Raw genomic sequence first — 25,197 nt, 5'->3', positions numbered from 1 at the left:
AACTGATGGAGTGGATGCCCCTCCCGACGGATCGCAATGTGCCAAAGTGGCGGTTGCAGAAAACGAACAAGGGGAGAAGGAGATCATGGAAAAAGCCACCATCATCGGTATCGACCTTGCGAAGCGGGTCTTCCAGGTGCATGGCGCCACGAGCGACGGGAACGTTGCCTTTCGCAAGAAGCTGTCGCGCTCCAAACTTCTGACGTTTTTGGCCGCTCAGCCGCATTGCATTGTGGCGATGGAAGCCTGCGCGACAGCCCACGAATGGGGGCGCGTTATCGGGCAACTCGGCCATACGGTACGGCTGGTTCCGCCGGTCTACGTGAAGCCCTATGTGAAGCGCCAGAAGAACGACGCGGCTGACGCCGAGGCCATTGCGGAGGCCGCGTCACGGCCGACGATGCGCTTTGTTGCTGTCAAGACCGAGGAGCAGCAGGCTCGATCGATGATCTTTCGTACACGCGACCTCCTCGTGCGCCAACGCACCCAACTCATCAATGCGCTGCGGGGCCATCTCGCCGAGCACGGGGTCGTCGCGGCGCAGGGGGAGGCGAACCTTCAGCCACTCGCCAATGTGGTCAACGATATAGAGAGCTCTCTCCCGCCGATCGTCCGAGATCTCGGCCGCCTCTATCTCGAGCAGATCGACCTCCTTGCTGAGAAGATCGCCGAGATTGAGAAGACACTTCGGCGTGAGGCGGCGCGGGGGGAGGCGACGGCGCGCTTGCAGACCATGCCTGGGATCGGACCGATCACGGCAATGGCCATCGAGGCCTTTGCCCCGCCTCTGGAGACGTTCAAGCGAGGGCGCGACTTCGCGGCCTGGCTTGGGCTCGTGCCAATACAGCACTCGACCGGTGGAAAGCAGAGACTGGGCAGGGTGTCGAGAATGGGGCAACGCGACATCCGTCGGTTGCTGATCATCGGAGCGATGGCCGTCGTGCAGTGGGCTTCGAGGAAAGGCCCGCCAGAGGGGTCGTGGCTCGCCGGAATGCTGGCGCGCAAGCCACGCATGCTGGTAGCGATGGCGCTTGCCAACAAGATGGCACGGTCCGCTTGGGCCATGCTGACGAAGCGGGAGGATTACCGGATACCGACGGTAGCACAGGCTTAAACGACAAGTGTCGGTCTGTCGTCGGTGTGTCGGGCGTGTGAGGAGGTCAAGGAACAGTAAGGGCAAATGATCGATCAGATCGGGACCAGGAAAAGCAAAAGGGTAGCCAGAGCCTCTGCGCTCGCTGAACTGATCTGCACCTGATCCGCGCATCTCCATACCGGCCCGCGGCATGTGAAGCGCCGCATCCTTGAGGCCTGACACATGACCGCACCCGATCACATGTCCAAAGTGTTCGAGAACTGCTTGCATCAACGGGGGCATCCACACATGGCTGCCCTGATCGGTATTCATAGTCTCGCGCGGACCATGCCGCGCGATCGCCTCGGTGAGAGCCTCGACAAAGGGCTCGGCGTCGAGTGTGTTCGACAGCCGCCAAACCAGCACCTTGCGGGTCGCCCAGTCCATGATGGCTACCAGGTAGAGGAAGCCGCGCTGCATCGGCACATAGGTCACGTCGGTGCACCAGACGTGGTTGGTCCGCTCGATCCGCGGGCCGCGCAGCAGATGCAGCAGATAAGGCCAAGTTTTATGATGCCTGGCTCGCACGCTGGTCTTGGGACGCTGATAGATCGGCATCAGACCCATCAGCCGCATCAGGCGGCGGATCCGCTTCTCGTTGACTGGGTGGTCGTTGGCGCGCAGGTGCCAGGTCATCTGCTGGAGGCCGTAGAACGGCGTCTCGAGGAACTGTTCGTCGATCCACCGCATCAGCGTCAGGTTCAGCGGCGTCTCACTGCGAGGCATGCAGTAGAAGGTCGAACGCGGGATCGACAGCAGGTGGCACTCATCGGTCACGCTCAACTGGGGATGAGTTCGGTCAATCATCCGACGCCTCACTTCCCGGTCCAAGGCTTGAGCTTTCGCGACAAAAAATCGTTGGCGACAGCCCACTCACCGATCTTCGCGTGCAGCTCTTTGACCGTCTCCTCAGAGACCTCCGGGGCTTTCGGTCGGCCACCACGCTCAAAGATGTCCGAGGCCCCGTCCAAAAGGGCCCGCTTTCATTGGTGGATCATCGTCGGGTGTACGCTGAACTGGCTCGCCCGGTCCGCGATCGTCTGCTCGCCCTTTAGTGCCTCAAGGACGACACGGGCTTTGAAATCCGACCTGTATTGCTTGCGCTTCGACATCTCTGATCTCCTCTCTCGAAGATCAGCAGACTTCACACGGTAGCTTCCGTCTCTGTCCAACTTCCGGGGAGTAGCTCAAAATGCCTCCTGCGTTTTATCTAGACGCCTCTGAGGAGGGCGATAGGTTCAGTTGGCGAGATGATGTTGTTCGGCTCTATGTGAAGCGTGCGCTCTCGGAGCTCTCCAAAAACCAACCAACCCTCCATCCGATAGAGACCCTTGAGGCCTTTGATGAAGGGCAAGAAGGCGGAGAGGGTCTTGAAATGCACTCGCCAGCCTCGGCCGATCCGCAGCTTGTTTCCCAAATGGCTGCTTTGAGCGCGGCGCAGACAACCCTGTCACGTAGAGTCATTTTTGCTGCCCTGATCGTAGCGGCTGCAATCCTGGCAGCAGGATACTGAGCTAGGGCGCTCTGCCGACATGTACCGATGCAATGTACCGACGATCATTCTAATAGATTGATTTTAAAGAAAGAAGAGGAAGTGGCTGGGGGACCTGGATTCGAACCAGGGTTGACGGAGTCAGAGTCCGTAGTCCTACCGCTAGACGATCCCCCAGCAGGACCGGGAGGGCCCGGTGTCCGTGGACTTGGGCGCTCCCTCGCGGTGAGCCGGGCTTCTAGCACAGCCCGGGGCCAGGATGCAAACCCTTGAAGCACTCCGTCTCGCACCCCGTGTTTCCGCGGCGCCGCGACCGTCCGCATCGCCCGTCCTTCCGCCCCAAACCGTCGCCGAACCGCGACCCGGGCGCCGGCCTTCGGAGCGGGGTGGGCCCGTCGGCGCCGGGGAGCGGGTGCCGTAACGCTGGTGGCGCCGTGTCCAGGCGGCTAGACTGATCGCGAAGAAAGCGTCGGGGACACACAACACCGGCGCACAGGACAGGGAAGGACGTCAGGGGAATGGAGAGCGGTACGCAACGTGCCGACCGTTCCCGCCCGCAGGACTCGCCGCAACGGTCGGGCAACGACCGGGCGGAGGGGGCTGCAATTCGGGACGGGATCGGCGACGGCGCCACCAGGCCGGCCACGCGCCGGCACGCCTCGCGCGGCGACGGCGCGGCCAGGGGAAACGACATACTCGCCGCGCTCGACCTCGGCACCAACAACTGCCGCCTGCTGGTCGCCCGGCCGGCCGGGCAGGGCGGATTCCGGGTCATCGACGCCTTCTCGCGCATCGTTCGTCTGGGGGAGGGGGTGGGGGCCTCCGGCGCGCTCGCCGACGCCGCCATCGAACGGACCCTGGACGCCCTGCGGATCTGCGGTTCGAAGATCCGCCGGCGCCGGGTCACCCGGTTCCGGGCGGTCGCCACCGAGGCCTGCCGACGGGCGCGCAACGGCCCCGAGTTCCTGGCCCGGGTGGAACAGGAGACCGGCATCGCCCTGGAGGTGATCTCGTCGACCGAGGAGGCCGGACTGGCGCTCGCCGGCTGCGCGCCGCTGCTCGACCCCAACCTGCCGGGCGCCCTGGTCTTCGACATCGGCGGCGGCTCCACCGAACTCGCCTGGTCGCGCGGCACCCTGGCGCAGGGGCAGGCGGCGGTCACGTCCATTCCGATCGGGGTGGTCACCCTGGCGGAGACCTATGGCGGCGACCGCTACGGCCCCGGGGTCTACGAGCGCATGATCGAGGACGTGGCGGTCTGGCTGCGCGCCTACGAGCGCGAGCACGCCATCGCCGCCGAGGTCGGGGCCGGCCGGGTGCAGGTGGTCGGCACCTCCGGCACGGTCACCACCCTGGCAGGCGTGCACCTCAACCTGCCGCGCTACGTGCGCGACCGGGTGGACGGGCTGTTCCTGGATGTGGCAGACACCCTGGCCATCGGACGGCGGCTGGCGGACCAGAGTTTCGAGGGGCGGGCCGCCCATCCCTGCATCGGCCGCGAGCGCGCCGATCTGGTGGTGGCGGGCTGCGCCATCCTCGAGGCGATCTGCCGGCAATGGCCGGTGATGCGGATGAGGGTTGCCGACCGGGGGGTGCGCGAGGGCATCCTGTTCGGACTGATCGCGGGGACGTCCTGATCCCCGCAGGCTTGCAGGGAGCGGCGACGGAGCATGGCGAACAAGAGTTCGGGAGGCGGTGACCGCCGGGGGTCCGGCAGCCGGCAGACGACGGTCAAGCTGCGCACCGCCCGCGGGCGCACGGCCTCGTCCCAGCGCTGGCTGCAGCGCCAGCTCAACGACCCCTATGTGGCCGAGTCCAAGCGCCTGGGCTACCGCTCGCGCGCCGCCTTCAAGCTGATCGAGATCGACGACCGCTTCAAGCTGCTGAAGAAGGGTCAGCGGGTGGTGGATCTGGGCTGCGCGCCCGGCGGCTGGACCCAGATCGCCGTGCAGCGGGTCGGCGCCCCGGACAAGGGGCAGGTGGTCGGCCTCGACATTCTGCCGCTCGATCCGATTTCCGGCGCGGAGCTGCTGCTGGCCGATTTCACCGAGGCGGAAGCGCCGGAGTTGCTGAAGGCGAAACTGGGCGGGCCGGTGGACGTGGTGCTGTCCGACATGGCGGCCTCCTCGACCGGCCACCGCAAGACCGACCACATCCGGATCGTCATGCTGGCCGAACTGGCGCTCGACTTCGCCTTCGAGGTTCTGGCCCCGAACGGCGTGTTCGTCGCCAAGGTGTTCCTGGGCGGCAGCGAGCGCGACCTGCTGAACCCGATGCGCCAGGCGTTCCGGCAGGTGCGCCACTTCAAGCCGCCGGCGAGCCGCTCCGAGTCGGCGGAAACCTATGTCATCGCCACCGGTTTCCGCGGCCGGCCGGAGACCGCCGGAGAGGCCGATCCGGAGCCTGAGGAGGAGGGCTGAGGCCGGGCCGACGGCGCGCGGCTGCGGCCATTTCGCCCGCCCGGATTATGCCGCTTGGCATGTGACTGCCGCAGTGTATATTGCGCCGCCACCGACCCACCGGAGGCACCATGGACATCCGCGACGCGCTGACTTTCGACGACGTTCTCCTCGAACCCGCCCGCTCGAATGTCCTGCCGGCAAAGGTCGACACCCGAACCCGGGTCACCCGCACCATCGAACTCGGCATCCCGCTGCTCTCCAGCGCGATGGACACCGTGACCGAGCACAGGCTGGCCATCGCCATGGCCCAGGCCGGCGGCATCGGTGTCGTCCACAAGATCCTCGACATCGAAAGCCAGGCCAACGAGGTCCGGGCGGTGAAGAAGTTCGAGGCCGGCATGGTCATCAATCCCGTGACCATTCACCCCGAGGCCACCCTGGCCGAGGCGCTGGACCTGATGAAGCGGCACGGCATCAACGGCGTGCCGGTGGTGCAGACCCGCACCGGCAAGCTGGTCGGCATCCTGACCCACCGCGATGTCCGCTTCGCCACCGACGAGAGCCAGCCGATCAAGGAGCTGATGACCAAGCGGGTCATCACCGTCGGCGACGACGTGAAGGCCGACGAGGCGCGCGCCCTGCTGCACAAGCACCGTATCGAGAAGCTGCTGGTGGTCGACGGCGACAAGCGCTGCGTCGGCCTGATCACCGTCAAGGACATGGAGAAGGCGCAGAACCACCCGACCGCCGCCAAGGACGACAAGGGACGGCTGCGCGTCGCCGCGGCGACCGGAGTCGGCCACGAGGGTATCGCCCGGGCCGAGGCGCTGATCGACGCCGAGGTCGACATCGTCGTCATCGACACCGCCCACGGCCATAGCGAGGGCGTGATCGGCGCGGTGGAGGAGATCCGCAAGCGGGCCAACTATACCCAGATCATCGCCGGCAACGTGGCGACCGCGGAGGGTGCCAAGGCGCTGATCGACGCCGGCGCGGACGCGGTGAAGGTCGGTATCGGTCCCGGCTCGATCTGCACCACCCGCATGGTGGCCGGTGTCGGCGTGCCGCAGCTCACCGCCATCGTCGATGCCGCCAAGGTCTGCCGCGAGGCGGGCGTGCCCTGCATCGCCGACGGCGGCATCAAGTATTCCGGCGACCTGGCCAAGGCGATCGCCGCCGGCGCGGACTGCGCCATGATCGGCTCGCTTCTGGCCGGAACGGACGAGAGCCCGGGAGAGGTCTACCTGTACCAGGGCCGCTCCTATAAGGCGTATCGCGGCATGGGCTCGATGGGCGCGATGGCCCGTGGGTCGGCCGACCGCTACTTCCAGGAAGAGGTCAGCGACACCCTGAAGCTGGTGCCGGAAGGCATCGAGGGCCAGGTGCCGTACAAGGGGCCGGTCGGTGCGGTCGTGCACCAGCTCGTCGGCGGTCTGCGGGCGGCCATGGGCTATACCGGCAGCGCCTCGATCAAGGACATGCAGGCCAATGCGAAGTTCCTGCGGATCTCCAACGCCGGCCTGCGCGAGAGCCATGTGCACGACGTCACCATCACCCGCGAGGCGCCGAATTACCGGCCGGGCATGTAGGCCGGAAGGCGCAGCGTCATGAAACCCGCGGGCCGCCTGGCGGCGGCAATCGAGATTCTCGAGGCGATCGACGCGACCGATCGGCCGGCCGACCGTGTGCTCGACCGCTACGTGCGCGACCGCCGCTATATCGGCGGCGGCGACCGCTCGGCCATCGCGGGGCGGGTCTGGGGCGTCTTCCGCCGGCGCGCGCGGCTGGACTGGTGGATCAAGAAGGCGGGCAAGGGCATCGGCCGCGACGCCCGCGGTCGGGTACTGGCCGATCTGGTGCTGCACGACCGCCAGGACGTCGCCGGCATCGCCGAGATGTTCGACGGCTCGCGCCACGCGCCCGCCATCCTGGCCAAGTCGGAGAGCGAGGCCCTGCGCCGGATCGTCGGCGGCGAGTTCGACAGTCCCGACATGCCCGACGCGGTGCGCGCCGAGTGCCCGCCCTGGCTGTGGCCGCATATGGAGGCGCGGTTCGGCGCCGAGGTCGGCCCGGCGGTGGCGGCCCTGGGGCAGGAAGCGCCATTCGATCTGCGGGTGAATCCGCTGGCCGGGATGAGCCGCGAGGCGGTGATCGCGGCGCTGGCCGCGGAGCAGGTTCCGGCCGTGCCGACCGCGCTGTCGCCCTTTGGACTGCGGCTGGACCGGCGGCGCCCGGTGGATGCTATGGCGCCGTTCAAGTCCGGGGCGATCGAGGTGCAGGACGAGGGCTCCCAGCTCGCCGCCCTGCTGGTCGGCGCCGGACCGGGGATGCTGGTGGTCGATTACTGCGCCGGGGCCGGGGGCAAGGCGCTGGCGCTGGCGGCCGGGATGGAGAACAAGGGCCGGCTGGTGCTGTTCGACGTCTCCAAGGGCCGGCTCGACCGGGCGGCGGTACGCCTGCGCCGGGCGGGCATCCACAATGCCGAGCGCAAGGTGCTGGCCGAGGGTGACAAGTCGGTGAAGCGGATGGCCGGAAAGGCCGACCGGGTGTTGGTCGACGCGCCGTGTTCGGGCACCGGCACCTGGCGGCGCAATCCGGACGCCAAGTGGCGCTACGGCGAGCAGGACCTGGCGGAGCTGACGAAGACCCAGCGGTCGATCCTGGAGCGGGCGGCGAGCCTGGTGAAGCCTGGCGGCCGGGTGATCTACGTGACCTGCTCGGTCCTGCGGGCCGAGAACGAGGACGTGGTGGAGGGCTTCCTGGCGGACAGCGACCGGTTCTCGGTGCTGCCGGTGGCCGGGGTGTGGGCGCAGAGTATCGGTGAGACGGGGTGTCCGGCGACCGGGCCGTACCTCACGCTGTCGCCCCATCGCGAGGGCACCGACGGGTTCTTCGTCGCCGTGCTGGAACGTGCCGCGCAGCCGTAAGGGGCGGCGCGCACTCTTCACCATTTCTCGGCTTCCTGGACTTATTGCTCGTCTTCCCAGAACTATTTCTCGTCTTCCCGGACTTGATCCGGGACCCAGCCATCGGCGTGCCGGAGCGCTCGAGGCAAGGGCCCAACGCCGCAGCGACTCCATTCTGGACCCCGGCGCGAGACCGGGGAGACGGTAGGGGAGGCCGCAGGGGGAGAGAGCTCAGATCCGCTGCCCGCTGTCCCGGTCGAACAGGTGGCAGCGGCCGTCGCCCGGCATGACGCACATCCGGTCGCCGCGCGCCGGCAGGGCGGTTTCCGCCGGGATGCGCAGGGTCGCCTGCGGTCCGTCGGCCAGCACCCCGTGCAGCACGCAGGTGTCACCGAGATCCTCCATGACCTCGACCTCGAAGGGCAGGCCGTCGCCGTCGTCGCGCAGCTCGGCATGTTCCGGCCGGAAACCCAGCGTCACCGGCCCGTCGGGCCGGTCCGCCGCGTCCACGCCCTCGATCCGCGCGTCCGTCCCTTCCAGCACCACCGACCCGCCCTTGACCCGGGCGTCCAGCAGGTTCATCGCCGGCGAACCGATGAAGCCGGCGACGAAGGTGTTGGCGGGCCGGTCGTAGAGGTCGCGCGGGGTGCCGGCCTGGGCGACCACGCCCTGGTTCAGCACCACGATCTGGTCGGCGAGCGTCATCGCCTCGACCTGGTCGTGGGTCACGTGGATCATGGTGGTGCCGAGACGCCGGTGCAGGCGGCTGATCTCCAGGCGCATCTGCACCCGCAGGGTGGCGTCGAGATTGGACAGCGGCTCGTCGAACAGGAAGACCTTGGGATCGCGCACGATGGCCCGGCCGATGGCGACGCGCTGGCGCTGGCCGCCGGAAAGTGCTTTGGGCTTGCGGTCGAGCAGATCGGTGATCTGCAGGATCTCCGCCGCGTTGCGCACGCGCTCCTCCACGGTCTCGTCGGATTCCTTCGCCAGCTTCAGCCCGAAGCTCATGTTCTGGTAGACCGTCATATGCGGGTAGAGCGCATAGCTCTGGAACACCATGGACACGCCGCGCTCGGCCGGGGCGATGTCGTTCATTACCTCGCCGCCGATCGACAGCGCGCCGCCGTCGATATCCTCCAGCCCGGCGATCATCCGCAGTAGGGTGGACTTCCCGCAGCCGGACGGGCCGACCAGCACGCAGAACTTGCCGTCCTCGATCTCCAGGTCGATGCCCTTGATCACCTCGGTGTCGCCGAAGCTCTTGCGCAAATCGCGCAGGGTGACGGTTGCCATGCGTTATCCTTTCACAGCGCCGGCGGTCAGGCCGGAGACGATCCGGCGCTGGAAGATCAGCACGAGCGCGATCAGCGGCACGGTGACGATGACCGAGGCGGCCATGATCCGGCCCCAGGGCACCTCGAACTCGCTGCCCCCGGTGATCAGCGCGATGGCGACCGGCACGGTGCGCTGGTCGTTGCTCAGCGTGAAGGTGAGGGCGAACAGGAACTCGTTCCAGGCGACGATGAAGGCGAGCAGGCCGGTGGTGACCATGGCCGGCCACATCATCGGCAGGAAGATCCGGGTCAGCAGGGTCCAGGGCTTGGCCCCGTCCATTATCGCCGCTTCCTCGACCTCGGCCGGCAGGTCGCGGATGAAGCTGGTCAGCACCCAGACGGTGAAGGGCAGGGTGAAGATCAGGTAGGACAGGATCAGCCCGCCGGGATTGTTGAACAGGCCGAGCACCCGGATCAGCTCGAACATGCCCGACAGCACGGCGACCTGCGGGAACATGGACACGCTGAGCACCGCGAGCAGCATCATCCGCCGGCCCTTGAAGCGGAACCGGCCGAGCGCCAGCGCAGCGGTCAGTCCCAGGAACAGCGAGATGCCCACCACCGCCACCGACACGACGAGCGAGTTCAGGATGTTCCGGCCGAACGGCTGCTCGGCGAAGATGGAGGTGTAGTTGCCGGCCGACAACGCGGCCGGCAGGTAGTCGACCTCGAAGATCGCCGAGCCGGATTTGAACGAGGTGATGACCGCGTAGTAGAACGGGAACAGCAGGATCACCAGCAGGACGGCGACCAACAGCCAGAAGCCGATCTTCGCGGCGGGCGATGTGTGGCGGGCGGCCATCAGCGGCCCTCCTTCATCACGTCGGCCCGCATCGCCGTCAGGTACAGCGCGGTCATGAAGGCGATCACCATGAACAGCAGGGTGGAGGCGGCGGAGCCGTAGCCCACGTCCTGGAAATCCACGAGCTGCTGGCGGGCATAGACCGACATGGTCATGGTGGATTCAGCGTTGCCGGTCATGATGTAGACGACATCGAACACCCGCAACGCGTCGAGCAGGCGGAAGATCACCGCCACCGTCAGCGCCGGCCGGATCAGCGGCAGGGTGATGCCGAAGAACACCTTGATCGGATGCACCCCGTCGACCCGGGCGGCCTCGTAGCAGTCCTTGGGCAGCATCTGCAGGGCGGCCAGCACCAGCAGGGCCACGAAGGGGGTGGTCTTCCAGGCGTCCACCAGGATGACCGACAGCATGGTCAGGTCCGGATCGGCCAGCCAGGCGATCGGGGTGGAGATCAGGCCCAGCGTCATCAGCGTGTGGTTCACCACGCCGAACTGGTCGTGCAGCATCCAGGCCCACATCTTGGCGGAGACGACGGTCGGGATCGCCCAGGGGATCAGCACGGCGGCGCGGAACAGGGCGCGGCCGGGGAACTCGGCGTTCATCACCAGGGCCAGGATCACCCCCAGCACCACCTCGATGGCGACCGATCCCGCCGCGAAGACCAGGGTGTTCCAGACCGCGTTCCACCACAGCGGGTCGGTGATCAGCCCGTACCAGTACCCGTCCTCCGCGACCGCGAAATTCTCGAAGCCGAGGAAGGCGTAGTCGCCGGGGGCGGAGAGCGAGGCGTCGGTGAAGGCGTAGAAGACGGTGCGCGCCAGCGGCCAGATCGCCACCACCGTCAGCCCCACCAGCATCGGCGCCAGGAACAGCCAGGCGGTGCGCACCCGTCGCTTCCGGTGGGAGGAGGCCTGTCCCTCTGCCATCGATCCGCCGGGGCCGCCGCGGGCCGCCGTTACCAGCGGCCGCGCCGGCCGAGACGGGTCAGGCTGCTCTCAAGCCCGGCCAGCGCCGGTCCGGCCTCCTGCTGGCCGGCGAGCACGCCGTGCACGGCTGACCAGAACTGGGAGGAGACCCGGTTGTACTTGTCGCCGACGACGGCCGAGGGTCGGGCGACCGCGTTGGTGAAGGTCTCCTCCAGGGTGCCGAAGAACGGGTTGGCCTCGAGCACCGCCGCGTCCGCGTACAGCTCCGGATAGGTCGGGTTGTAGGACGACGAGATGGCGCGCTGCTTCTGCTGCGCCTGACTGGTCAGGAACAGGGCGAGATCGACCGCCAGGTCCGGGTTCTTGGAGTATTTGGAGACCGCCAGGTTCCAGCCGCCGAGGGTGCCGGTATGGCCGCCGTCCTCGCCGCCCTTTGGCAGGGCGACCACGCCGACCTTGCCCTTGATCGGGCTGTCGTCTCCCTGGGCCAGCGCCCAGGCATAGGGCCAGTTGCGCATGAACACCGCGTTGCCCGACTGGAACACACCGCGCGAGGCCTCTTCGTCATAGTTCAGCACGCCCTGGGGGGTGATGTCGCCGACCCAGGAGGCGGCCATTTCGAGCGCTTCCACGGCCTTGGGATTGTTGATCGTGACCTCGCCCTCGGCATTGACGATGGCGCCGCCGCCGTAGCTGTCGACCCATTCCAGCGCGTCGCAGGTCAGGCCCTCGTAGGACTTGCCCTGCCAGACATAGCCCCACAGGTCGTCATCGCCGGCGGCGCGCTCCTTCTCCATGATCGTCTTGGCCGCATCGGTCATCTGCGCCCAGGTGGTCGGCGGCTCGAAGCCGTATTTCTCCAGCAGGTCGGCGCGGTAGTAGAGCACGCCGGCATCGGTCCACCAGGGCAGGGCGAGCAGCTTGCCGTCCACGGTGTTGTTGTCGATCAGCGCCTCGAAATGTCCCGTGCCGGCATCGGCGTTGTGCGCCCGCATGTCGACCAGGTGCGGGGCGAGCACGCCGGGCCATACCACGTCGATCTGCAGGATGTCGATATCGTCGCCCTGGGCGGCCAGGATCTGCTGATACAGCGCCAGACGTTCGGTGGAGGAGTTCGGGGTGGAGACGATCTCCACCTCCACGTCCTTGTCCTTCGACCAGGCTTCGACTCCGGCCTTGCAGAGCTCCAGCTCGACGCCGACCGCGCCGCAGGAGATCGACAAGGCCTGGGCGGATGCGCTCTGCGTCGCGGCGAGTTGGACACCCATCAGGGACCCGGCGCCCAGCGCCAGAGTCGCGAGGGTTCGTGCGATCGTCGTGCGGACCATGTGCCTTCCCCAAATGATTAGCGCTCCGCAGATCGGCGCCGCAGGGAGCCGTCGGTTTCGCGCAAAAATTTTATCGGTTCTCTTCGATATAGGAACGTTCCGGCGGACGTCTACCCAAAGACCCTACCCTTGAAATATAGTTCACAAACGTCACCTTGTCCGAAACGCGACAATTTGAGAGGCGCTTATGTGCGGATTAGCCGGCGAGCTAAAGTTCGACGGAGGCTTTGTTACGTTCGATGGCCTGACCTCCATGGCCGATGCCATGGCGGCGCGGGGACCCGACGCTCAGGGCACGTATGTTCAAAGCGATATCGGACTGGCGCATCGGCGGCTGTCGATCATCGATCTGTCCGACCGCGCACAGCAGCCGATGCACGACCCGTCCCTGGGGCTGACCATCGTCTTCAACGGGGCGATCTATAACTACAAGGACCTGCGCCCGGAGCTCGAAGCCAAGGGCTACAAGTTCTACAGCGACGGCGACACCGAGGTAATCCTCAAGGCGTTCCACGCCTGGGGCGAGGCCTGCGTGGAACGGTTCCACGGCATGTTCGCCTTCGCCATCTGGGATCGCGGCAACCGGACTCTGACCCTGGCGCGCGACCGGCTGGGCATCAAGCCGCTGTATCTGGCGCCGATCAGGGGCGGCCTGCGCTTCGCCTCGAACATGCAGGCGCTGCTGGCGGCCGGCGGCGTCGACACCGAGATCGATCCGGTGGCGCTGAACCACTACATGAACTTCCACGCGGTGGTGCCGGCGCCCTACACGATCGTGTCCGGCGTGCGCAAGCTGCCGCCGGCGACCACGATGACGGTCACCGCCGACGGCAAGCAGACCCAGCGCCGCTACTGGGAGCCGGTCTACGGCACCCCCGACGAGGATCTGCGGGTCTCCGAGGACGAGTGGCGCGACCGGGTGCTGGACGCCCTGCGGGTCGCCGTGCAGCGCCGGCTGGTCGCCGACGTGCCGGTGGGCGTGCTGCTGTCCGGCGGCGTCGACAGCTCGATGATCACCGCCCTGGTGGCCGAGCAGACCGGCGGCAACCTCGACACGTTCAGCGTCGGCTTCGAGACCGTCGGCAACGAGCAGGGCGACGAGTTCCGCTATTCCGACGTGATCGCCGAGAAGTTCGGCACCCGTCACCACCAGATCCAGGTGAACAGCCGCGAGCGGCTGCTGCCGAGCCTGCCGGGCTGCATCGCGTCCATGTCCGAGCCGATGGTCAGCCACGACTGCATCGGCTTCTATCTGCTGTCCCAGGAGGTGGCGAAGAACGTCAAGGTGGTCCAGTCCGGCCAGGGCGCGGACGAGGTGTTCGGCGGCTATCACTGGTACCCGCCGCTGATGGAGAAGGGCGCCGGCTCGGCCGACTATGCCCGTCTGTTCCGCGACCGCACCCATGAGGAGTTCCTGTCGGTCGTCCATCCGCGCTACCGCAACGGCGACCATGCCGGGCAGTTCATCGAGGAGATGTTCGACAAGCCCGGCGCCTCAAGCGCGGTGGACAAGGCCCTGCGCCTGGATACAACGGTCATGCTGGTGGACGACCCGGTGAAGCGGGTCGACAACATGACCATGGCCTGGAGCCTGGAGGCCCGGGTGCCGTTCCTCGATCACGAACTGGTCGAACTGGCTGCCAAGATTCCACCGGAGCTGAAGGCCGGCCATGGCGGCAAGCACATCCTGAAGGAGGCGGCCCGCAAAATCGTCCCCTCTGAGGTGATCGACCGGCCGAAGGGCTACTTCCCGGTGCCGGCGCTGAAATACATCCAGGGCGACACGCTGGACTATGTCCGCGGCGTCATGGACAGCCAGAAGGCGCGGGAGCGGGAACTGTTCGACCGGGCCTACGTTGACCAGTTGCTGGACAAACCCGAGGAGCAGATCACCCCGCTCGGCGGCTCCAAGCTCTGGCAGGTTACGCTCCTGGAAGCCTGGCTGCAGTCCAATGGACTTTAGAACACCCGGAGGTTCGGGATGACCGACCGCGCACAGCGTGAATTCAAGCAGCGCCGCGCCCGGGCGCGCGGCCGCTCGCGCCGGGGCTGGAGCCGTCTGCCGGGAGAAGGTCCGCCGCAGGACCGGGGGCAGCCGAATGCCGTGGTGAATGTCGGCTGGGGCCGTCTGATCTTCGCGGAAACTTTCGAGACCGCCGAGGACCTGGCCGCCGTGATGCGCCAGGAGGCACCGGACGAGCGCGACATCACCATCAACGTCAACAACCCGCATGTGGTGCTGGCGCAGGCGCCGGAGGCATTCTTCCTCGACCCGTCGCATACCTTCCGGCTGGAGTTCGAGCATTACCGGCCGCGCACCGACCGGATGGTCGGCGTCTATGTCCGCCGGCTGCGGTCCAGCGCCGATGCGGAAGCGGTGAACCGTATCTATGCCAAGGTCGGCATGGTCCCGGTGGGCCGCGACTTCCTGCTGTCGCACCGCGGCTCGCGTCGCATCGTCCACCTTGTGGCGGTCGACGAGACCACCGAGGAGGTGGTCGGCACGATCACCGGCGTCGATCACGAGCGGGTCTATGACGATCCGGAGGGCGGCTCGAGTCTGTGGTGCCTGGCGGTCGATCCCCAGGCGCCGCTGCCGGGCATCGGGGAGGTGCTGCTGCGCCACCTGGTGGAGACGTTCCAGACCCGGGGGCTGGCCCATATCGATTTGTCGGTGATGCACGACAACGCGCCGGCGATCAAACTGTACGAAAAGCTCGGGTTCCAGCGCATCCCGCTGTTCAGCCTGAAATATAAGAACCCGATCAACGAGAAGCTCTACAGCGCACCGATGCCGGAGGCGAAGCTGAACCCCTATGCCCGCATCCTCATCAACGAGGCGCGGCGCCGTGGGGTCACCGTCGAGATCGAGGACGCCGAGGGCGGCCTGTTCGCCCTGTCCCATGGTGGGCGCCGGGTGTGCTGCCGGGAATCCCTGTCGGAGCTGACCAGCGCGGTGGCGCTGAGCCGCTGCGACGACAAGGCGCTGACCCACCGGCTGCTGGCCCGTCACGGCCTGCGGGTGCCGGCCCAGCACGAGGTCGATGACGCGAGCGACGCCCGCGCCTTCCTGCAGAAATACGGCCGCATCGTCGTCAAGCCGGCGCGCGGCGAGCAGGGCCGCGGCATCTCGGTCGACATCTCCGACCCGGTCGACATGGTCCGCGCCATCGAGGATGCGGAAATCGTCTGCGACCGCGTGCTGCTGGAGGAGTTCTGCGAGGGTGCGGACCTGCGGATCATCGTCATCGGCTTCAAGGTCATCGCCGCCGCCGTGCGCATTCCCGCTACGGTGATCGGCGACGGGGTCAGCGACGTGCGCAGCCTGATCGACCGGCAGAGCCGGCGTCGCGCTTCCGCCACCGGCGGCGAGAGCCGGATTCCGGTGGACGGCGAGACCGAGCGCTGCGTGAAATCCGCCGGCTACGATTTCGACGTGATCCTGCCCAAGGGCACGTCGCTCGCCGTGCGCAAGACCGCCAACCTGCATACCGGCGGCACGATCCACGACGTCACCGACCAGCTCAACCCGCACCTGCGCGAGGTGGCGGAGGAGGGCGCGCGGATTCTCGACATCCCGGTCGTCGGGTTCGATTTTCTTGTGCCCGACGTCGCCGGCGAAGAGTATGTGACCATTGAAGCAAACGAGCGTCCGGGCCTCGCGAACCACGAACCGCAGCCCACGGCGGAAGCGTTCGTCGATCTGCTGTTCCCGCAGACCACGGACCGTTTTCTTGAGATGAAGGAACCCAGAAATGCCACCGGCTGACCACGGCCATCTCCGCCCCATCGACACCCGCGACCCGATCTCCCGCGTGATGCGGCGGATCGACGGCGAGCGGATCATCGAGCTGCTGCTGGAGCTTCAGGCAATTCCCAGCCCCACGGGCTACACGGACACCATCGTCCATTATGTCTGCGACCACCTGAAGGGGCTGGGGGTCGCCTACGAGATCACCCGCCGCGGCGCGATCCGGGTGAACCTGCGCGGCGACGTCTACAGCCCGGACCGGGCGGTGGTCTCGCACCTGGACACCCTCGGCGCCCAGGTCACCGAGCTGAAGGAGAACGGCCGGCTGTCGGTGCGTCCGGTCGGCACCTGGGCGGCGCGCTTCGCCGAGGGCGCGCGCGTTACCGTCTTCACCGATGTCGGTCCACGCCGCGGCACGATCCTGCCGCTCAAGGCCTCCGGCCACACCTTCGACACGCAGATCGACACCCAGCCGTCGCACTGGGACAACCTGGAGATCCGGCTGGACGAGCGGGTGTCTTCCTACGGGGATCTGGTGGGCGCGCGGTTCAATGTCGGCGACATGGTGGCGGTGGACCCGCAGCCCGAGGTGACGCCGGCCGGCTTCATCAACAGCCGCCACCTGGACGACAAGGCCGGCGTGGCCTCGATGCTGACGGCGCTGGAGGCGGTGCTGGCCGAGGAGCTACCGCTGCCGGTCGACTGTCATTTCCTGTTCACGATCTCCGAGGAGACCGGGTCGGGCGCCTCGTCGATCCTCCACGGCGACGTGTCGGAGCTGCTGTCGGTCGACAACGCCACCGTGGCACCGGGGCAGAACTCCTCGGAATACGGCGTGACCATCGCGATGGGCGACATGACCGGGCCGTTCGACTATCACCTGTCCCACGGTCTGATCAATCTGGCCGAGCGCCACGGCATCGAGCACAGCCGAGACGTCTTCAAGCATTACCGCTGCGACGCCGCCTCGGCGATCGAGGCCGGCAACGACATCCGCACCGCGCTGATCGCCTTCGGGCTGGACGGCAGCCACGGCTGGGAGCGGGTGCATATCGACAGCCTGGTCGCCGTCGCGCGGCTGGTGGCGGTCTACATGGCGTCGCCCCCGGTGGTCGCCCGCGATACCCAGGGACTGGGCCCGATCGAGGGCTTTCCGAACGTCCAGGAATAGGCCCCTTCGGCCAACCGCCGTCTTACCTATGTCCGTCGTCCCGAACTCGTTTCGGGATGACGGAGTTGGTTGGCGTGGTGGGTGGTGCGAACCCGGCAACAATTTAAAACGATTCCAAACTTCTCGCTTCACGTCGGCCCCGCGAGCGCCCATCATCGCCGTAAAATAAGAAGCTCCGTGGGAGGTAGGCGATGACGGAATGCGGGACCGTGCTCGTGGAGCGGGTCGAAGGCGTGTGCCGGATCACCCTGAACCGGCCGGACAAGCTGAACGCGGTCAACGCGGCGATGCACACCGCCCTCTATGCGGCCCTGGAGGCCGCCGGTCGGGACGATGCGATGCGCGCGGTGCTGCTGACCGGCGCCGGCCGCGCCTTCTGCGCCGGGCAGGACCTGGGCGACCGCGACCCGGCGATGGCCGGCGATCCGCCCGATCTCGGCGCCATACTGGAGCGCACCTACAACCCGCTGATCCGCCTGCTCCGCGCGCTCGACAAGCCCGTGGTCTGTGCCGTCAACGGCGTGGCCGCCGGTGCCGGGGCCAGTCTGGCGCTTGCCTGCGACATCGTGCTGGCTGCCCGTTCCGCCCGGTTCATCCAGGCCTTCAGCCGGATCGGTCTGGTACCGGATTCCGGGGCGACCTGGACCCTGCCGCATCTGGTCGGCGAGGCGCGGGCCAAGGGGCTGGCCCTGACCGGCACGCCGCTGGCCGCGGAGACGGCGGCCGACTGGGGCCTGATCTGGGGCGTGGTCGCCGACGGGCTGCTGATGGACGAGGCGCGCACCCTGGCCGCCGAGCTCGCCGCCGGGCCGACGGTGGGGCTCGGCCTGACCAAGCGGGCGATCCAGGCGGCCGGCGGCAACAGCCTGGACGCCCAGCTCGACCTGGAACGCGACCTGCAGCGCGAGGCGGGGGTCAGTGCGGATTACGCGGAGGGGGTGTCGGCCTTCCTGGAGAAGCGGACCCCGGCCTTCACCGGACGACGCGGATGAGCCGGAGACCCGACCCGGCGGACCAGGTGCTGGCGGAGGCCTGTGCCGCGGCCCTGTGGGCCGAGGACAAGGCGTCGCGGGAGCTCGGCATGGCCCTGGACCGGGTGGCGCCGGGCGAGGCGGTGCTGTCGATGACGGTGAGCGAGGCGATGGCCAACGGCCACGGCACCGCCCATGGCGGATATATCTTCACCCTGGCGGATTCCGCCTTTGCCTATGCCTGCAACGCGCGCAACCAGCGCACGGTGGCGCAGCAGTGCAGCATCACCTATCTGGCCTCGCCGGTCGCCGGCGACCGGCTGAGCGCCCATGCCGTGGAGCGCGCCCTGGTCGGCCGGGGCGGGATCTACGACGTCACGGTGCGCGACCAGACCGGCCGCGTGGTCGCGGAGTTCCGGGGGCACTCGCGCACGGTGAAGGGGACGCTGCTCGGAGAGTAGGGGGCTGAGGCGGGATCCATCCCGTTTCGGGGACTTACGCCCGTCGTCTCAGGGCTCGTTCACCCGGTCCAGCGGGTAGATCGGCCGGCGGACCTTCTTGAAGTCCAGGATCGAGTTGTCCGACGTCGTCACCCCGTCGCCGTCGAGCGTGATCGTCGCCTTGCCCAGGTCGCCGAAGCCCGCACGGTAGTGGATGCGCGACTTCAGCAGCAGGTAGCGCTTGTGCTGCGGCTGGATGCCGACCGAGGTGAACACGCCCACGTCCCAGGGCTCGTGGTGGTTGGAGGTCACGACGATCTCCACCTTGCCGGTGTCGAGCACCGCGCTGTGGCCCATGGAGACCTGCACGCCGGTATACATCGGCCCGCGCACGGTCCAGCGGCCGTCGGTCAGGGTCTTCACGGTCCCGGTGACCTCCAGCGGCCGGCCCTTCAGGTCGATCGACGGCATGTCGGTCTTGCCGCCGAGCTTGAGGGTGACCTTGGCGCCGATGCCGGCCTTCTGCATCTGCTTCACCGCGTCGGGATCGTAGACCGCGGCCACGGCCACATCCTCCAGCCCCTGGTTCAGCACCTCCTCGATCACGGTCATGACGTCCTGGGTGCCGCCGGAGCCGGTGTTGTCGGCATGGTCGAGCAGCAGGGTCGGCCCGCCCTCGGTCTTCAGGGTATCGAATTCCTTGGCCCGGGCGACGGCGTCCACCAGCGGCTCGTGCTGGTAGACGAACTCCTCGCGGCGCTGCCACATCTCCTTCACCAGCCGGTCGCGCCATTTGTCGGCGAGCGCCTGGTCGTTGTCGGTGACGACGACGATGGAAGATCCGGCGTCCTGGAAATCCGCCAGCGGGAAGCCGCCGAACACGGTGGCTGCCAGCACCTTGGGGTCCTCTTCGGCCTCGCGGGCCAGCGCCAGCAGGGTCTTCATCGGCTCGTCGTCGTGACCCATGCGCAGGGTCTGGGCGAGCAGGGCGGGCTGGCCCCACGCCATGACCGGCGTCACCTCGCCGGCGATGGTGCGCATCAGCACATGGGCGATCTGGCTGCCGACCTCGACCATGTCGATATGCGGATAGGTCTTGTAGCCGATCAGGCAGGTGCAGTTGTCGACCATCTTCTGGGTCAGGTTGGTGTGCAGGTCGTAGGTCACCGCGATCGGAATGCCCGGGGCGATCTTGCGGATGTTCTCCAGCAGCGTGCCTTCGCCGTCGTCGGTGGTCTCCGCCACCATGGCGCCGTGCAGGTCGAGCAGGCAGGCGTCCACACCCTCGCGCACCGCGTCGAGGATCTTGCCGGTGAGGAACTCGTAGGCCTCGGCCTTGACCGGGCCGGACGGCATGGCCTCGGCGGCGACCGGGGTGACGACCTCGTGGCCGGCGGCCTCGGCGATATCGAGATAGGCGCCGAACGGCATCCCGGTGCCCTTATAGGCCTTGTACGCTTCCTCGCCTAAATACCCGCCCCAGGCCATGAACCGGTCCAGATCGGTGACCACGGGGGAGAATGTGTTGGTCTCGTGCTTCATCATGGCAACGAGCAGGCGCATGGGAAGGGCTCCGGTTAGGTTGGAGAGAGGGGCGCTCGGACAACCCCTGGATCTTGTGGTCTCGCGCGCTGCTTGTCGAGGTGTGCGCGTCAGGTGCCTGGGGCGATCTCCACCTCCGCCACCAGCGGCCGGTGATCGGAGGCGGTGCGGGCCAGCGGGGTGGCGGGGACCCGCACGCTGCGCAGCCGCATCCGGTCGTTCACCAGAATGCGGTCGAGCGCCAGCAGCGGCAGGCTGCTGGGGAAGGTCGGGATCCGCCGGACCGCGCCGATATGCCGACCGAGCGACCGGCTCAGCAGCCGCACCACCGGCGAGAACGGCAACCAGTCATTGAAATCGCCGAGGATGACCGTCGGCATCTCTCCCTCCTGGGCGGTCAGTTCGCCGATCAGCTCGGCCTGGGCCCGGCGCTCGCGGTGGAACAGGCCGAAATGGCTGGCCACCACCCGCAGCGGACCGTCCGGCGTGGCGACCGTCGCCATGATCGCATTGCGCGGCTCGCGCTGGGGATGGGCGAGGTCGGCCACAAGCCAGTCGGAAACCGGCCAGCGCGACAGCAGGAGATTGCCGTAGCGCCGGTCGCCGTCCTGCAGCGCCGGCCCTTCCACGGCATGGCCGCCGAAGGCGCGGGCCAGGGCGACGAAATCGTCGGCACGGTTCGTTCCGGCATCGCCCGGGCCGGAGACCTCCTGCAGGGCGACGATCCCGGCGCCGGTCTCATCGATGGCGCGGGCGATCCGCTCGACATTCCGGACCCCGTCCGTGCCGACCGCGTCGTGGATGTTGTAGGTCGCGACGGTGATGGGCATGGCGGCTAATCGTCGTCTGGCTCGTCGGTGTCGAAACTGTTGACCAGGCGCTGCAGGGCGATGCTGAGGGCAAGCCAGCCGAGCACGACGCCGACCAGGATGCCGACCTTCGCCAGGGTCGGCTCGGCGATGAGCTGCCACAGGCTCTCGCCCACGGCGGTCAGCGCGACCACGCTGGGCAACAGGCCGAGCGCGGTGCCGATGACGAAATCCCAGGGCCTGATATGGGTGGCGCCGGCCAGCACGTTGATCAGGGTGAACGGCGCGATCGGGGTCATGCGCAGGGCCAGCACGGCGACGATGCCCTGGCGGCCGACCCGGCCGGACAGCGCCTTGAGCCGGTGCCCCATCAGCCGGTGGACCAGGCGGCGCCCGCCCCAGCGGCCGAGCCCGTAGGTCAGGATCGCGCCCAGCGTGGTACCGAACACGGCGTAGAGCATGGCAACCACCGGCTCGAAGGTGATCGCGGTCAGCACGAGCAGTACGGTGATCGGGAACATGGTGAGGCTGGCGACGGCGTAGACCGCGGCCACCAGCAGCGGCGTCCAGATGCTGCCGGTGAGCTGCTCGAACAGCGGACCGAGGCGATCGACATTGGCGAAATCGGCCAGCGGCGTCATGGTCCAGACGGCGGCCAGGACGATCAGGCAGAGGATCGTGCCGCCGAGCACCAGCTTCTGCAGCCGCGGCCGGAAAGCCGGCGCCGCGTCCACATTGAGGAAGCCGAGCACGTCCGACTTGAGCTGGCGGTCCGGATCGGCGAGGTCCAGCAGCACCGAGGTCGCCGGGTCCAGTTCGAACGCCGTCGGCTCCTTGATCGGCAGCAGGCAGCGGTCCTTGCCGCTGCCCGCGCGGTAGCGATCCGCCTGCTCGCGCAGCAGGGCGCCGAGGCTTGCGTAGCCGGCGGCTTTCCCGGCCAGGGTTTCCGGCTCGATGCCGAGATGCTCGCCCAGCAACCGGTGGCGCAGCCCGGCGATGACCGCGCGGCGCTCCTCGGTATCGCCGACCAGATGCAGGTTTGCCTCGGTGTCGAAGCGCATGGACCGGCGGTTCAGGTTGGCCGAGCCGACGGTGAGGAACCGGTCGTCGACGATCATCAGTTTCGAATGCACCATGACCGAGGCGGTGGCGCCCTCGGCCGACCGGGTGACCGGGGCGACCAGGGTGACGCGGTCGAGCACGCCGGCCTCCTCGAGCTGGGCGCGGAACAGGCGCCTGCCGCCGCCCATGGACTTGGTCTCCAGCCAGGTGTTCTGCACGGCCGGCGCGATGATGACGGCCTCCAGCTCCGGGCGCTCCTGCAGGCGGCGGGTCAGCGCCTCGGCGACCACGGGGGCGGTCAGGAACTGGTTCTCGATGAAGACCAGGTGCTCGGCCTGCAGGATCGCGCGGCTGTAGAGCGTTTCGATCTGGCGCAGGGCCGGGCCGTTGTTCAGGGACGGCTCGGTCAGGGACAGCGCCACGTCGATATCGGTGAAGTGGGGTTCCAGCCCCTCCGGCCAGATCGGCTCCGGGGCCTCCAGGCGCGGGATGCCGTCCGGATCCACCGCCCGCCAGCGGCGCGCGGTCAGATCGCCCAGCGCGCGGGCCGCCGGGCCGGTGACGGCCATATGGGTGTCGTGGAACGGGGTGTACAGACCGCCCTTCGGCGACACCCGTCGAGGGTCGTCCGGGATATGGTCGCTGGTGTCCCAGCGCTCACGGGTCACGTCCAGCCCACCACAGAAGCCGAGGGCATCGTCGATCACCACCAGCTTCTGGTGGTGGCAGGCGCCGAAGGGCAGGGCGTCGTCCAGGTGCACATGGATGCGCGCCGAGGTGGTCAGCATCAGGTTGACTGTCGGCAGCGGCTCGCGGTCGCGCACGAACAGCGGCGTGAAGTCCCAGAGCAGCAGCCAGACCTCGAGCTCGGGGCTACGCTCGATCAGGAATTCGAGCAGCGGCTTCAACCGGGTCGGCACTCCGTCGCCGTCGATGCCCGAGCCGTCATGCAGATGCGGCGCCAGATCCATCTGGCTGTCGAGATCCCAGCCGACCATCACGATGGTCCGCCTCGCCTGCAGCATGGCGCTGCGCAGGGCGGCGAAATACTCCTGGCCGTCGACCATCAGCGCCGCCCGATCGGCGCGGGCGATGGTTGAACAGGTCTCGCCTTGGGCCATGACCGCGTCGATCAGGGACGGAACGTCACTCGAGTTTTGCATGCTTACCGTGAGTATAGCCTAGGAGTGCGGGTCGGGCACCAGCCAGACCACCGCGCGGCGGGACTGGATATGCCGTCTAGGAAGTAGCGATGAAGCCCGGGGGATCAACCTTGGGGCCCCGGCCAGGTGTCGCTGAGGCGGTATCCCGCCGGCCACGGATCGCTCGGATCGAGCAGAATCTGGCGGGTGTCGGTGAGCCAGGCGCGACCTTCCAGGCTCGGGGTGATCCAGGCCCGTCCGCCGCGGTCCTCGACGGACTCGATGCGGCAGTCGAACCGGCTGTCGATCAGCGAGGTGCCGGTGAACCGCTGGCCGACGGCGAGCTGTCCCTTGGCGTGCAGCACCGCCATGCGGGCCGAGCAGCCGGTGCCGCAGGGCGAGCGGTCGATCTTGCCCGGCCGGATCGCCACCGCGTTGCGGCCGAGCAACCCGTCGCCGTCGGGCCGGACGGCGGCGGCCACCTGACAGAACGAGATGTGCCGCCAGTCCGGCAGGTCCGGATGGGCGAAGCCGAGCTGCTCGGTCGCCGCCGCGGTGATCTTCGTTCCCAGAACGGCGATGTCACGCGCCTCGTCCGGGGTCAGGGCGAACCCCAAGGTCTCGGCGGAGACGATGACGAAACTGTCGCCGCCGAAGGCGGTATCGACGGTCAGCGTGCCGACCCCCGCCACCTCCAGCACGGCATCGAGCCTATCGGCGAAGGAGGGCAGGTTACGCATCCGCACCCGCTCCACCTTGCCGTCGCGGCACGTCGCGGTCGCCTGTACCAGCCCGCCCGGCGCCTCCAGAGTGATCACCGTCTCCGGCTCGGTCATCGGCACGATTCCGGTCTCCAGCAGCACGGTGGCGACGCACAGGCTGTTGGAGCCGGACATCGGCGGGGTGTCGGCCGGCTCCATGATGATGAAGCCCATGGCGGCGCGCGGGTCCTTCGGCGGCACCAGAAGGTTCACATGGCGGAACACGCCGCCGCGCGGCTCGTTCAGCACCAGGTTGCGCAGGGTCTCGTCTGTGGCGATGAAGCGCGACTGCGCCCACAGGGTGTCGCCGGGCGGCGGGGCGACGCCGCCGGTGATCACGTCGCCGACCTCGCCCTCGGCGTGACACCCGACGATCTGAATCATGGTGGTCGAGCGCATTCCGCCCCCCTTTCGCCCCAGCGGAGCCCGCATTTACCTCTGCCCGGTCACAGCCATATCACAGCCGTCCCCTCATATCAGGGCTGTAGCGGCGACGATCCCATCCCGGGGCCCCGATCGCCTCGACACAGTGAGACACCCGAGCACGATGAGGGAGACGGCTATGACACAGAACACCAAGTCGACGATCACCGGCGCTTCCTTTGCGACCGTCCTGTCCCTGGCGATGGCCCAGACCGCCGCTGCCGATCCGCAGATCTCCTCTCCGACCTATGTCTGGGGCGGGAAGCCGGCGAATGTCGCCTTCGTGCCGGTGCCGACCCCGAACGTTCTGGTGCCGACGGCCGACACGGCGAGCATGACCTGCAACCGTCCTCTCCTCGCCAGCAATCCGCCCCTGGCCGGCCAGATCCTGGGCAACGCCCATGGCGACATGGCCAACAAGCCGGTCGGTCGTGGTGCGCAGAACCTGTCGGCCACCGCCGGCGGCGTGCTGATCGGCGTGCTTGCCAATGAGCCGTATTTGGATCGCGTGGCTCCGGCCGACGCGGCCTGTGCCCAGTACGCGCTCGAGAACACGCGCAACGGCCAGACGGTTACTTGGATCAGCCCGGAATACGGCCGGCACTTTACCTTCACCGCCTATGACAGCTCCGCCATCGGCGGCAATGAGTACTGCCGCGACTATACCGGCCAGAGCTACGCCAACGGAGAGACCACGACCATGGCCGGCACGGTCTGCCGCCGGGCGAACGGCCAGTGGAAGGTCGTGAACTGACCGGCCGCATCAGAACTGGCACACCCCTTGCTTAATGAAA

General features: G+C 67.8%; 20 protein-coding genes, 1 tRNA gene and 1 pseudogene. 12 read left to right on the top strand and 10 right to left on the bottom strand.

The window, feature by feature from the left end; genetic code table 11:
• Positions 1-85: 85 nt before the first annotated feature.
• Entirely contained in the window at positions 86-1,114 is a 1,029-nt protein-coding gene (locus tag BLS34_RS21460) for an IS110 family RNA-guided transposase (RefSeq protein WP_093153722.1), read from the top strand.
• Between the two features lie 276 nt (positions 1,115-1,390).
• Here BLS34_RS21460 and BLS34_RS26760 read toward each other — a convergent pair.
• Positions 1,391-1,825 (bottom strand): annotated as a pseudogene (locus BLS34_RS26760) (DDE-type integrase/transposase/recombinase); the annotation flags it as partial.
• Positions 1,826-2,327: 502 nt separating this feature from the next.
• Between BLS34_RS26760 and BLS34_RS25605 the strand changes: the two are divergent.
• On the top strand, positions 2,328-2,648 hold the full coding sequence (locus BLS34_RS25605) for a hypothetical protein (RefSeq protein ID WP_139189418.1): 321 nt from the start codon (positions 2,328-2,330) through the stop codon (positions 2,646-2,648).
• Positions 2,649-2,730: 82 nt separating this feature from the next.
• Here BLS34_RS25605 and BLS34_RS21450 read toward each other — a convergent pair.
• Positions 2,731-2,804: transfer RNA gene (locus BLS34_RS21450), tRNA-Gln, on the bottom strand.
• A 341-nt stretch (positions 2,805-3,145) separates the two neighbouring features.
• Between BLS34_RS21450 and BLS34_RS21445 the strand changes: the two genes are divergently transcribed.
• The 4 genes from BLS34_RS21445 (at position 3,146) to BLS34_RS21430 (ending at position 7,956) form a co-directional block, all read left to right on the top strand.
• Positions 3,146-4,264 (top strand): Ppx/GppA phosphatase family protein, encoded by a 1,119-nt coding sequence (locus BLS34_RS21445; RefSeq protein WP_093153717.1) that lies wholly within the window; start codon positions 3,146-3,148, stop codon positions 4,262-4,264.
• A 33-nt stretch (positions 4,265-4,297) separates the two neighbouring features.
• Positions 4,298-5,047: an RlmE family RNA methyltransferase gene (locus tag BLS34_RS21440; RefSeq protein ID WP_051244702.1), complete on the top strand. Its 750-nt coding sequence runs from the start codon at positions 4,298-4,300 to the stop codon at positions 5,045-5,047.
• Between the two features lie 110 nt (positions 5,048-5,157).
• The gene (gene guaB, locus BLS34_RS21435) at positions 5,158-6,618 is read left to right on the top strand and encodes an IMP dehydrogenase (RefSeq protein ID WP_028794508.1); all 1,461 of its coding nucleotides are present in this window, start codon (positions 5,158-5,160) and stop codon (positions 6,616-6,618) included.
• Positions 6,619-6,636: 18 nt separating this feature from the next.
• Positions 6,637-7,956 (top strand): RsmB/NOP family class I SAM-dependent RNA methyltransferase, encoded by a 1,320-nt coding sequence (locus BLS34_RS21430; protein ID WP_028794509.1) that lies wholly within the window; start codon positions 6,637-6,639, stop codon positions 7,954-7,956.
• Between the two features lie 210 nt (positions 7,957-8,166).
• Here the strand turns inward: BLS34_RS21430 and BLS34_RS21425 are convergent, their stop codons facing one another.
• From BLS34_RS21425 to BLS34_RS21410, 4 genes are read right to left on the bottom strand one after another with little or no spacing between them, the layout of a single operon-like run.
• A complete protein-coding gene (locus BLS34_RS21425; RefSeq protein WP_093153715.1) occupies positions 8,167-9,231 on the bottom strand; it encodes an ABC transporter ATP-binding protein in 1,065 nt (354 codons plus the stop codon).
• Between the two features lie 3 nt (positions 9,232-9,234).
• Positions 9,235-10,074 (bottom strand): carbohydrate ABC transporter permease, encoded by an 840-nt coding sequence (locus BLS34_RS21420; protein WP_093153712.1) that lies wholly within the window; start codon positions 10,072-10,074, stop codon positions 9,235-9,237.
• On the bottom strand, positions 10,074-11,003 hold the full coding sequence (locus tag BLS34_RS21415; RefSeq protein ID WP_093153710.1) for a carbohydrate ABC transporter permease: 930 nt from the start codon (positions 11,001-11,003) through the stop codon (positions 10,074-10,076). The genes BLS34_RS21420 and BLS34_RS21415 overlap by 1 nt, the downstream gene beginning before the upstream one ends.
• 29 nt (positions 11,004-11,032) lie before the next feature.
• Positions 11,033-12,331: an ABC transporter substrate-binding protein gene (locus tag BLS34_RS21410; protein ID WP_093153707.1), complete on the bottom strand. Its 1,299-nt coding sequence runs from the start codon at positions 12,329-12,331 to the stop codon at positions 11,033-11,035.
• 187 nt (positions 12,332-12,518) lie between these two features.
• Between BLS34_RS21410 and BLS34_RS21405 the strand changes: the two genes are divergently transcribed.
• From BLS34_RS21405 to paaI, 5 genes are all read left to right on the top strand, one after another.
• Positions 12,519-14,294 carry an N-acetylglutaminylglutamine amidotransferase gene (locus BLS34_RS21405; protein ID WP_093153704.1) on the top strand — a complete coding sequence of 592 codons (1,776 nt, stop codon included), beginning with the start codon at positions 12,519-12,521 and terminating at the stop codon, positions 14,292-14,294.
• Positions 14,295-14,312: 18 nt separating this feature from the next.
• A complete protein-coding gene (gene ngg / locus BLS34_RS21400; protein ID WP_093153702.1) occupies positions 14,313-16,100 on the top strand; it encodes an N-acetylglutaminylglutamine synthetase in 1,788 nt (595 codons plus the stop codon).
• Positions 16,087-17,253 (top strand): osmoprotectant NAGGN system M42 family peptidase, encoded by a 1,167-nt coding sequence (locus BLS34_RS21395; protein WP_245702113.1) that lies wholly within the window; start codon positions 16,087-16,089, stop codon positions 17,251-17,253. The genes ngg and BLS34_RS21395 overlap by 14 nt, the downstream gene beginning before the upstream one ends.
• Before the next feature lie 191 nt (positions 17,254-17,444).
• Complete coding sequence (gene paaG / locus BLS34_RS21390; RefSeq protein ID WP_028794516.1) at positions 17,445-18,245, top strand: 2-(1,2-epoxy-1,2-dihydrophenyl)acetyl-CoA isomerase PaaG; 801 nt, start codon at positions 17,445-17,447, stop codon at positions 18,243-18,245.
• On the top strand, positions 18,242-18,685 hold the full coding sequence (paaI, locus tag BLS34_RS21385) for a hydroxyphenylacetyl-CoA thioesterase PaaI (RefSeq protein WP_028794517.1): 444 nt from the start codon (positions 18,242-18,244) through the stop codon (positions 18,683-18,685). The genes paaG and paaI overlap by 4 nt, the downstream gene beginning before the upstream one ends.
• 48 nt (positions 18,686-18,733) lie before the next feature.
• Here the strand turns inward: paaI and BLS34_RS21380 are convergent, their stop codons facing one another.
• The 4 genes from BLS34_RS21380 to BLS34_RS21365 all read right to left on the bottom strand — a co-directional run bounded on the left by BLS34_RS21380 (position 18,734) and on the right by BLS34_RS21365 (position 24,379).
• Entirely contained in the window at positions 18,734-20,227 is a 1,494-nt protein-coding gene (locus BLS34_RS21380) for a M81 family metallopeptidase (RefSeq protein ID WP_093153700.1), read from the bottom strand.
• Positions 20,228-20,316: 89 nt separating this feature from the next.
• A complete protein-coding gene (locus BLS34_RS21375; protein ID WP_093153697.1) occupies positions 20,317-21,036 on the bottom strand; it encodes an endonuclease/exonuclease/phosphatase family protein in 720 nt (239 codons plus the stop codon).
• A 5-nt stretch (positions 21,037-21,041) separates the two neighbouring features.
• Entirely contained in the window at positions 21,042-23,240 is a 2,199-nt protein-coding gene (locus tag BLS34_RS21370; protein ID WP_051244710.1) for a VTT domain-containing protein, read from the bottom strand.
• Between the two features lie 104 nt (positions 23,241-23,344).
• Complete coding sequence (locus BLS34_RS21365) at positions 23,345-24,379, bottom strand: trans-3-hydroxy-L-proline dehydratase (protein ID WP_028794519.1); 1,035 nt, start codon at positions 24,377-24,379, stop codon at positions 23,345-23,347.
• Positions 24,380-24,542: 163 nt separating this feature from the next.
• On the opposite strand from BLS34_RS21365, the gene BLS34_RS21360 reads away from it, so the two are divergent.
• Positions 24,543-25,157, top strand: coding sequence for a hypothetical protein (locus BLS34_RS21360; protein ID WP_093153695.1), 615 nt, complete (start codon positions 24,543-24,545; stop codon positions 25,155-25,157).
• The last annotated feature ends 40 nt before the right edge of the window (positions 25,158-25,197 follow it).

Origin of the sequence: Thalassobaculum litoreum DSM 18839 (genome assembly GCF_900102465.1) — a bacterium.
GTDB lineage: Bacteria > Pseudomonadota > Alphaproteobacteria > Thalassobaculales > Thalassobaculaceae > Thalassobaculum > Thalassobaculum litoreum.
This window is presented reverse-complemented; position numbering and strand designations above follow the sequence as displayed.

What these genes read in the sequence shown, in the direction of transcription:
- BLS34_RS21425 (WP_093153715.1), bottom strand. Translation starts at nt 9,231, where the DNA reads ATGGCAACCGTCACCCTGCGCGATTTGCGCAAGAGCTTCGGCGACACC.
- BLS34_RS21405 (WP_093153704.1), top strand. Translation starts at nt 12,519, where the DNA reads ATGTGCGGATTAGCCGGCGAGCTAAAGTTCGACGGAGGCTTTGTTACG.
- BLS34_RS21360 (WP_093153695.1), top strand. Translation starts at nt 24,543, where the DNA reads ATGACACAGAACACCAAGTCGACGATCACCGGCGCTTCCTTTGCGACC.
- BLS34_RS21375 (WP_093153697.1), bottom strand. Translation starts at nt 21,036, where the DNA reads ATGCCCATCACCGTCGCGACCTACAACATCCACGACGCGGTCGGCACG.
- BLS34_RS21445 (WP_093153717.1), top strand. Translation starts at nt 3,146, where the DNA reads ATGGAGAGCGGTACGCAACGTGCCGACCGTTCCCGCCCGCAGGACTCG.
- BLS34_RS21460 (WP_093153722.1), top strand. Translation starts at nt 86, where the DNA reads ATGGAAAAAGCCACCATCATCGGTATCGACCTTGCGAAGCGGGTCTTC.
- paaI (WP_028794517.1), top strand. Translation starts at nt 18,242, where the DNA reads ATGAGCCGGAGACCCGACCCGGCGGACCAGGTGCTGGCGGAGGCCTGT.
- BLS34_RS25605 (WP_139189418.1), top strand. Translation starts at nt 2,328, where the DNA reads ATGCCTCCTGCGTTTTATCTAGACGCCTCTGAGGAGGGCGATAGGTTC.
- BLS34_RS21430 (WP_028794509.1), top strand. Translation starts at nt 6,637, where the DNA reads ATGAAACCCGCGGGCCGCCTGGCGGCGGCAATCGAGATTCTCGAGGCG.
- BLS34_RS21415 (WP_093153710.1), bottom strand. Translation starts at nt 11,003, where the DNA reads ATGGCAGAGGGACAGGCCTCCTCCCACCGGAAGCGACGGGTGCGCACC.
- BLS34_RS21410 (WP_093153707.1), bottom strand. Translation starts at nt 12,331, where the DNA reads ATGGTCCGCACGACGATCGCACGAACCCTCGCGACTCTGGCGCTGGGC.
- ngg (WP_093153702.1), top strand. Translation starts at nt 14,313, where the DNA reads ATGACCGACCGCGCACAGCGTGAATTCAAGCAGCGCCGCGCCCGGGCG.
- BLS34_RS21440 (WP_051244702.1), top strand. Translation starts at nt 4,298, where the DNA reads ATGGCGAACAAGAGTTCGGGAGGCGGTGACCGCCGGGGGTCCGGCAGC.
- paaG (WP_028794516.1), top strand. Translation starts at nt 17,445, where the DNA reads ATGACGGAATGCGGGACCGTGCTCGTGGAGCGGGTCGAAGGCGTGTGC.
- guaB (WP_028794508.1), top strand. Translation starts at nt 5,158, where the DNA reads ATGGACATCCGCGACGCGCTGACTTTCGACGACGTTCTCCTCGAACCC.
- BLS34_RS21370 (WP_051244710.1), bottom strand. Translation starts at nt 23,240, where the DNA reads ATGCAAAACTCGAGTGACGTTCCGTCCCTGATCGACGCGGTCATGGCC.
- BLS34_RS21365 (WP_028794519.1), bottom strand. Translation starts at nt 24,379, where the DNA reads ATGCGCTCGACCACCATGATTCAGATCGTCGGGTGTCACGCCGAGGGC.
- BLS34_RS21380 (WP_093153700.1), bottom strand. Translation starts at nt 20,227, where the DNA reads ATGCGCCTGCTCGTTGCCATGATGAAGCACGAGACCAACACATTCTCC.
- BLS34_RS21420 (WP_093153712.1), bottom strand. Translation starts at nt 10,074, where the DNA reads ATGGCCGCCCGCCACACATCGCCCGCCGCGAAGATCGGCTTCTGGCTG.
- BLS34_RS21395 (WP_245702113.1), top strand. Translation starts at nt 16,087, where the DNA reads ATGCCACCGGCTGACCACGGCCATCTCCGCCCCATCGACACCCGCGAC.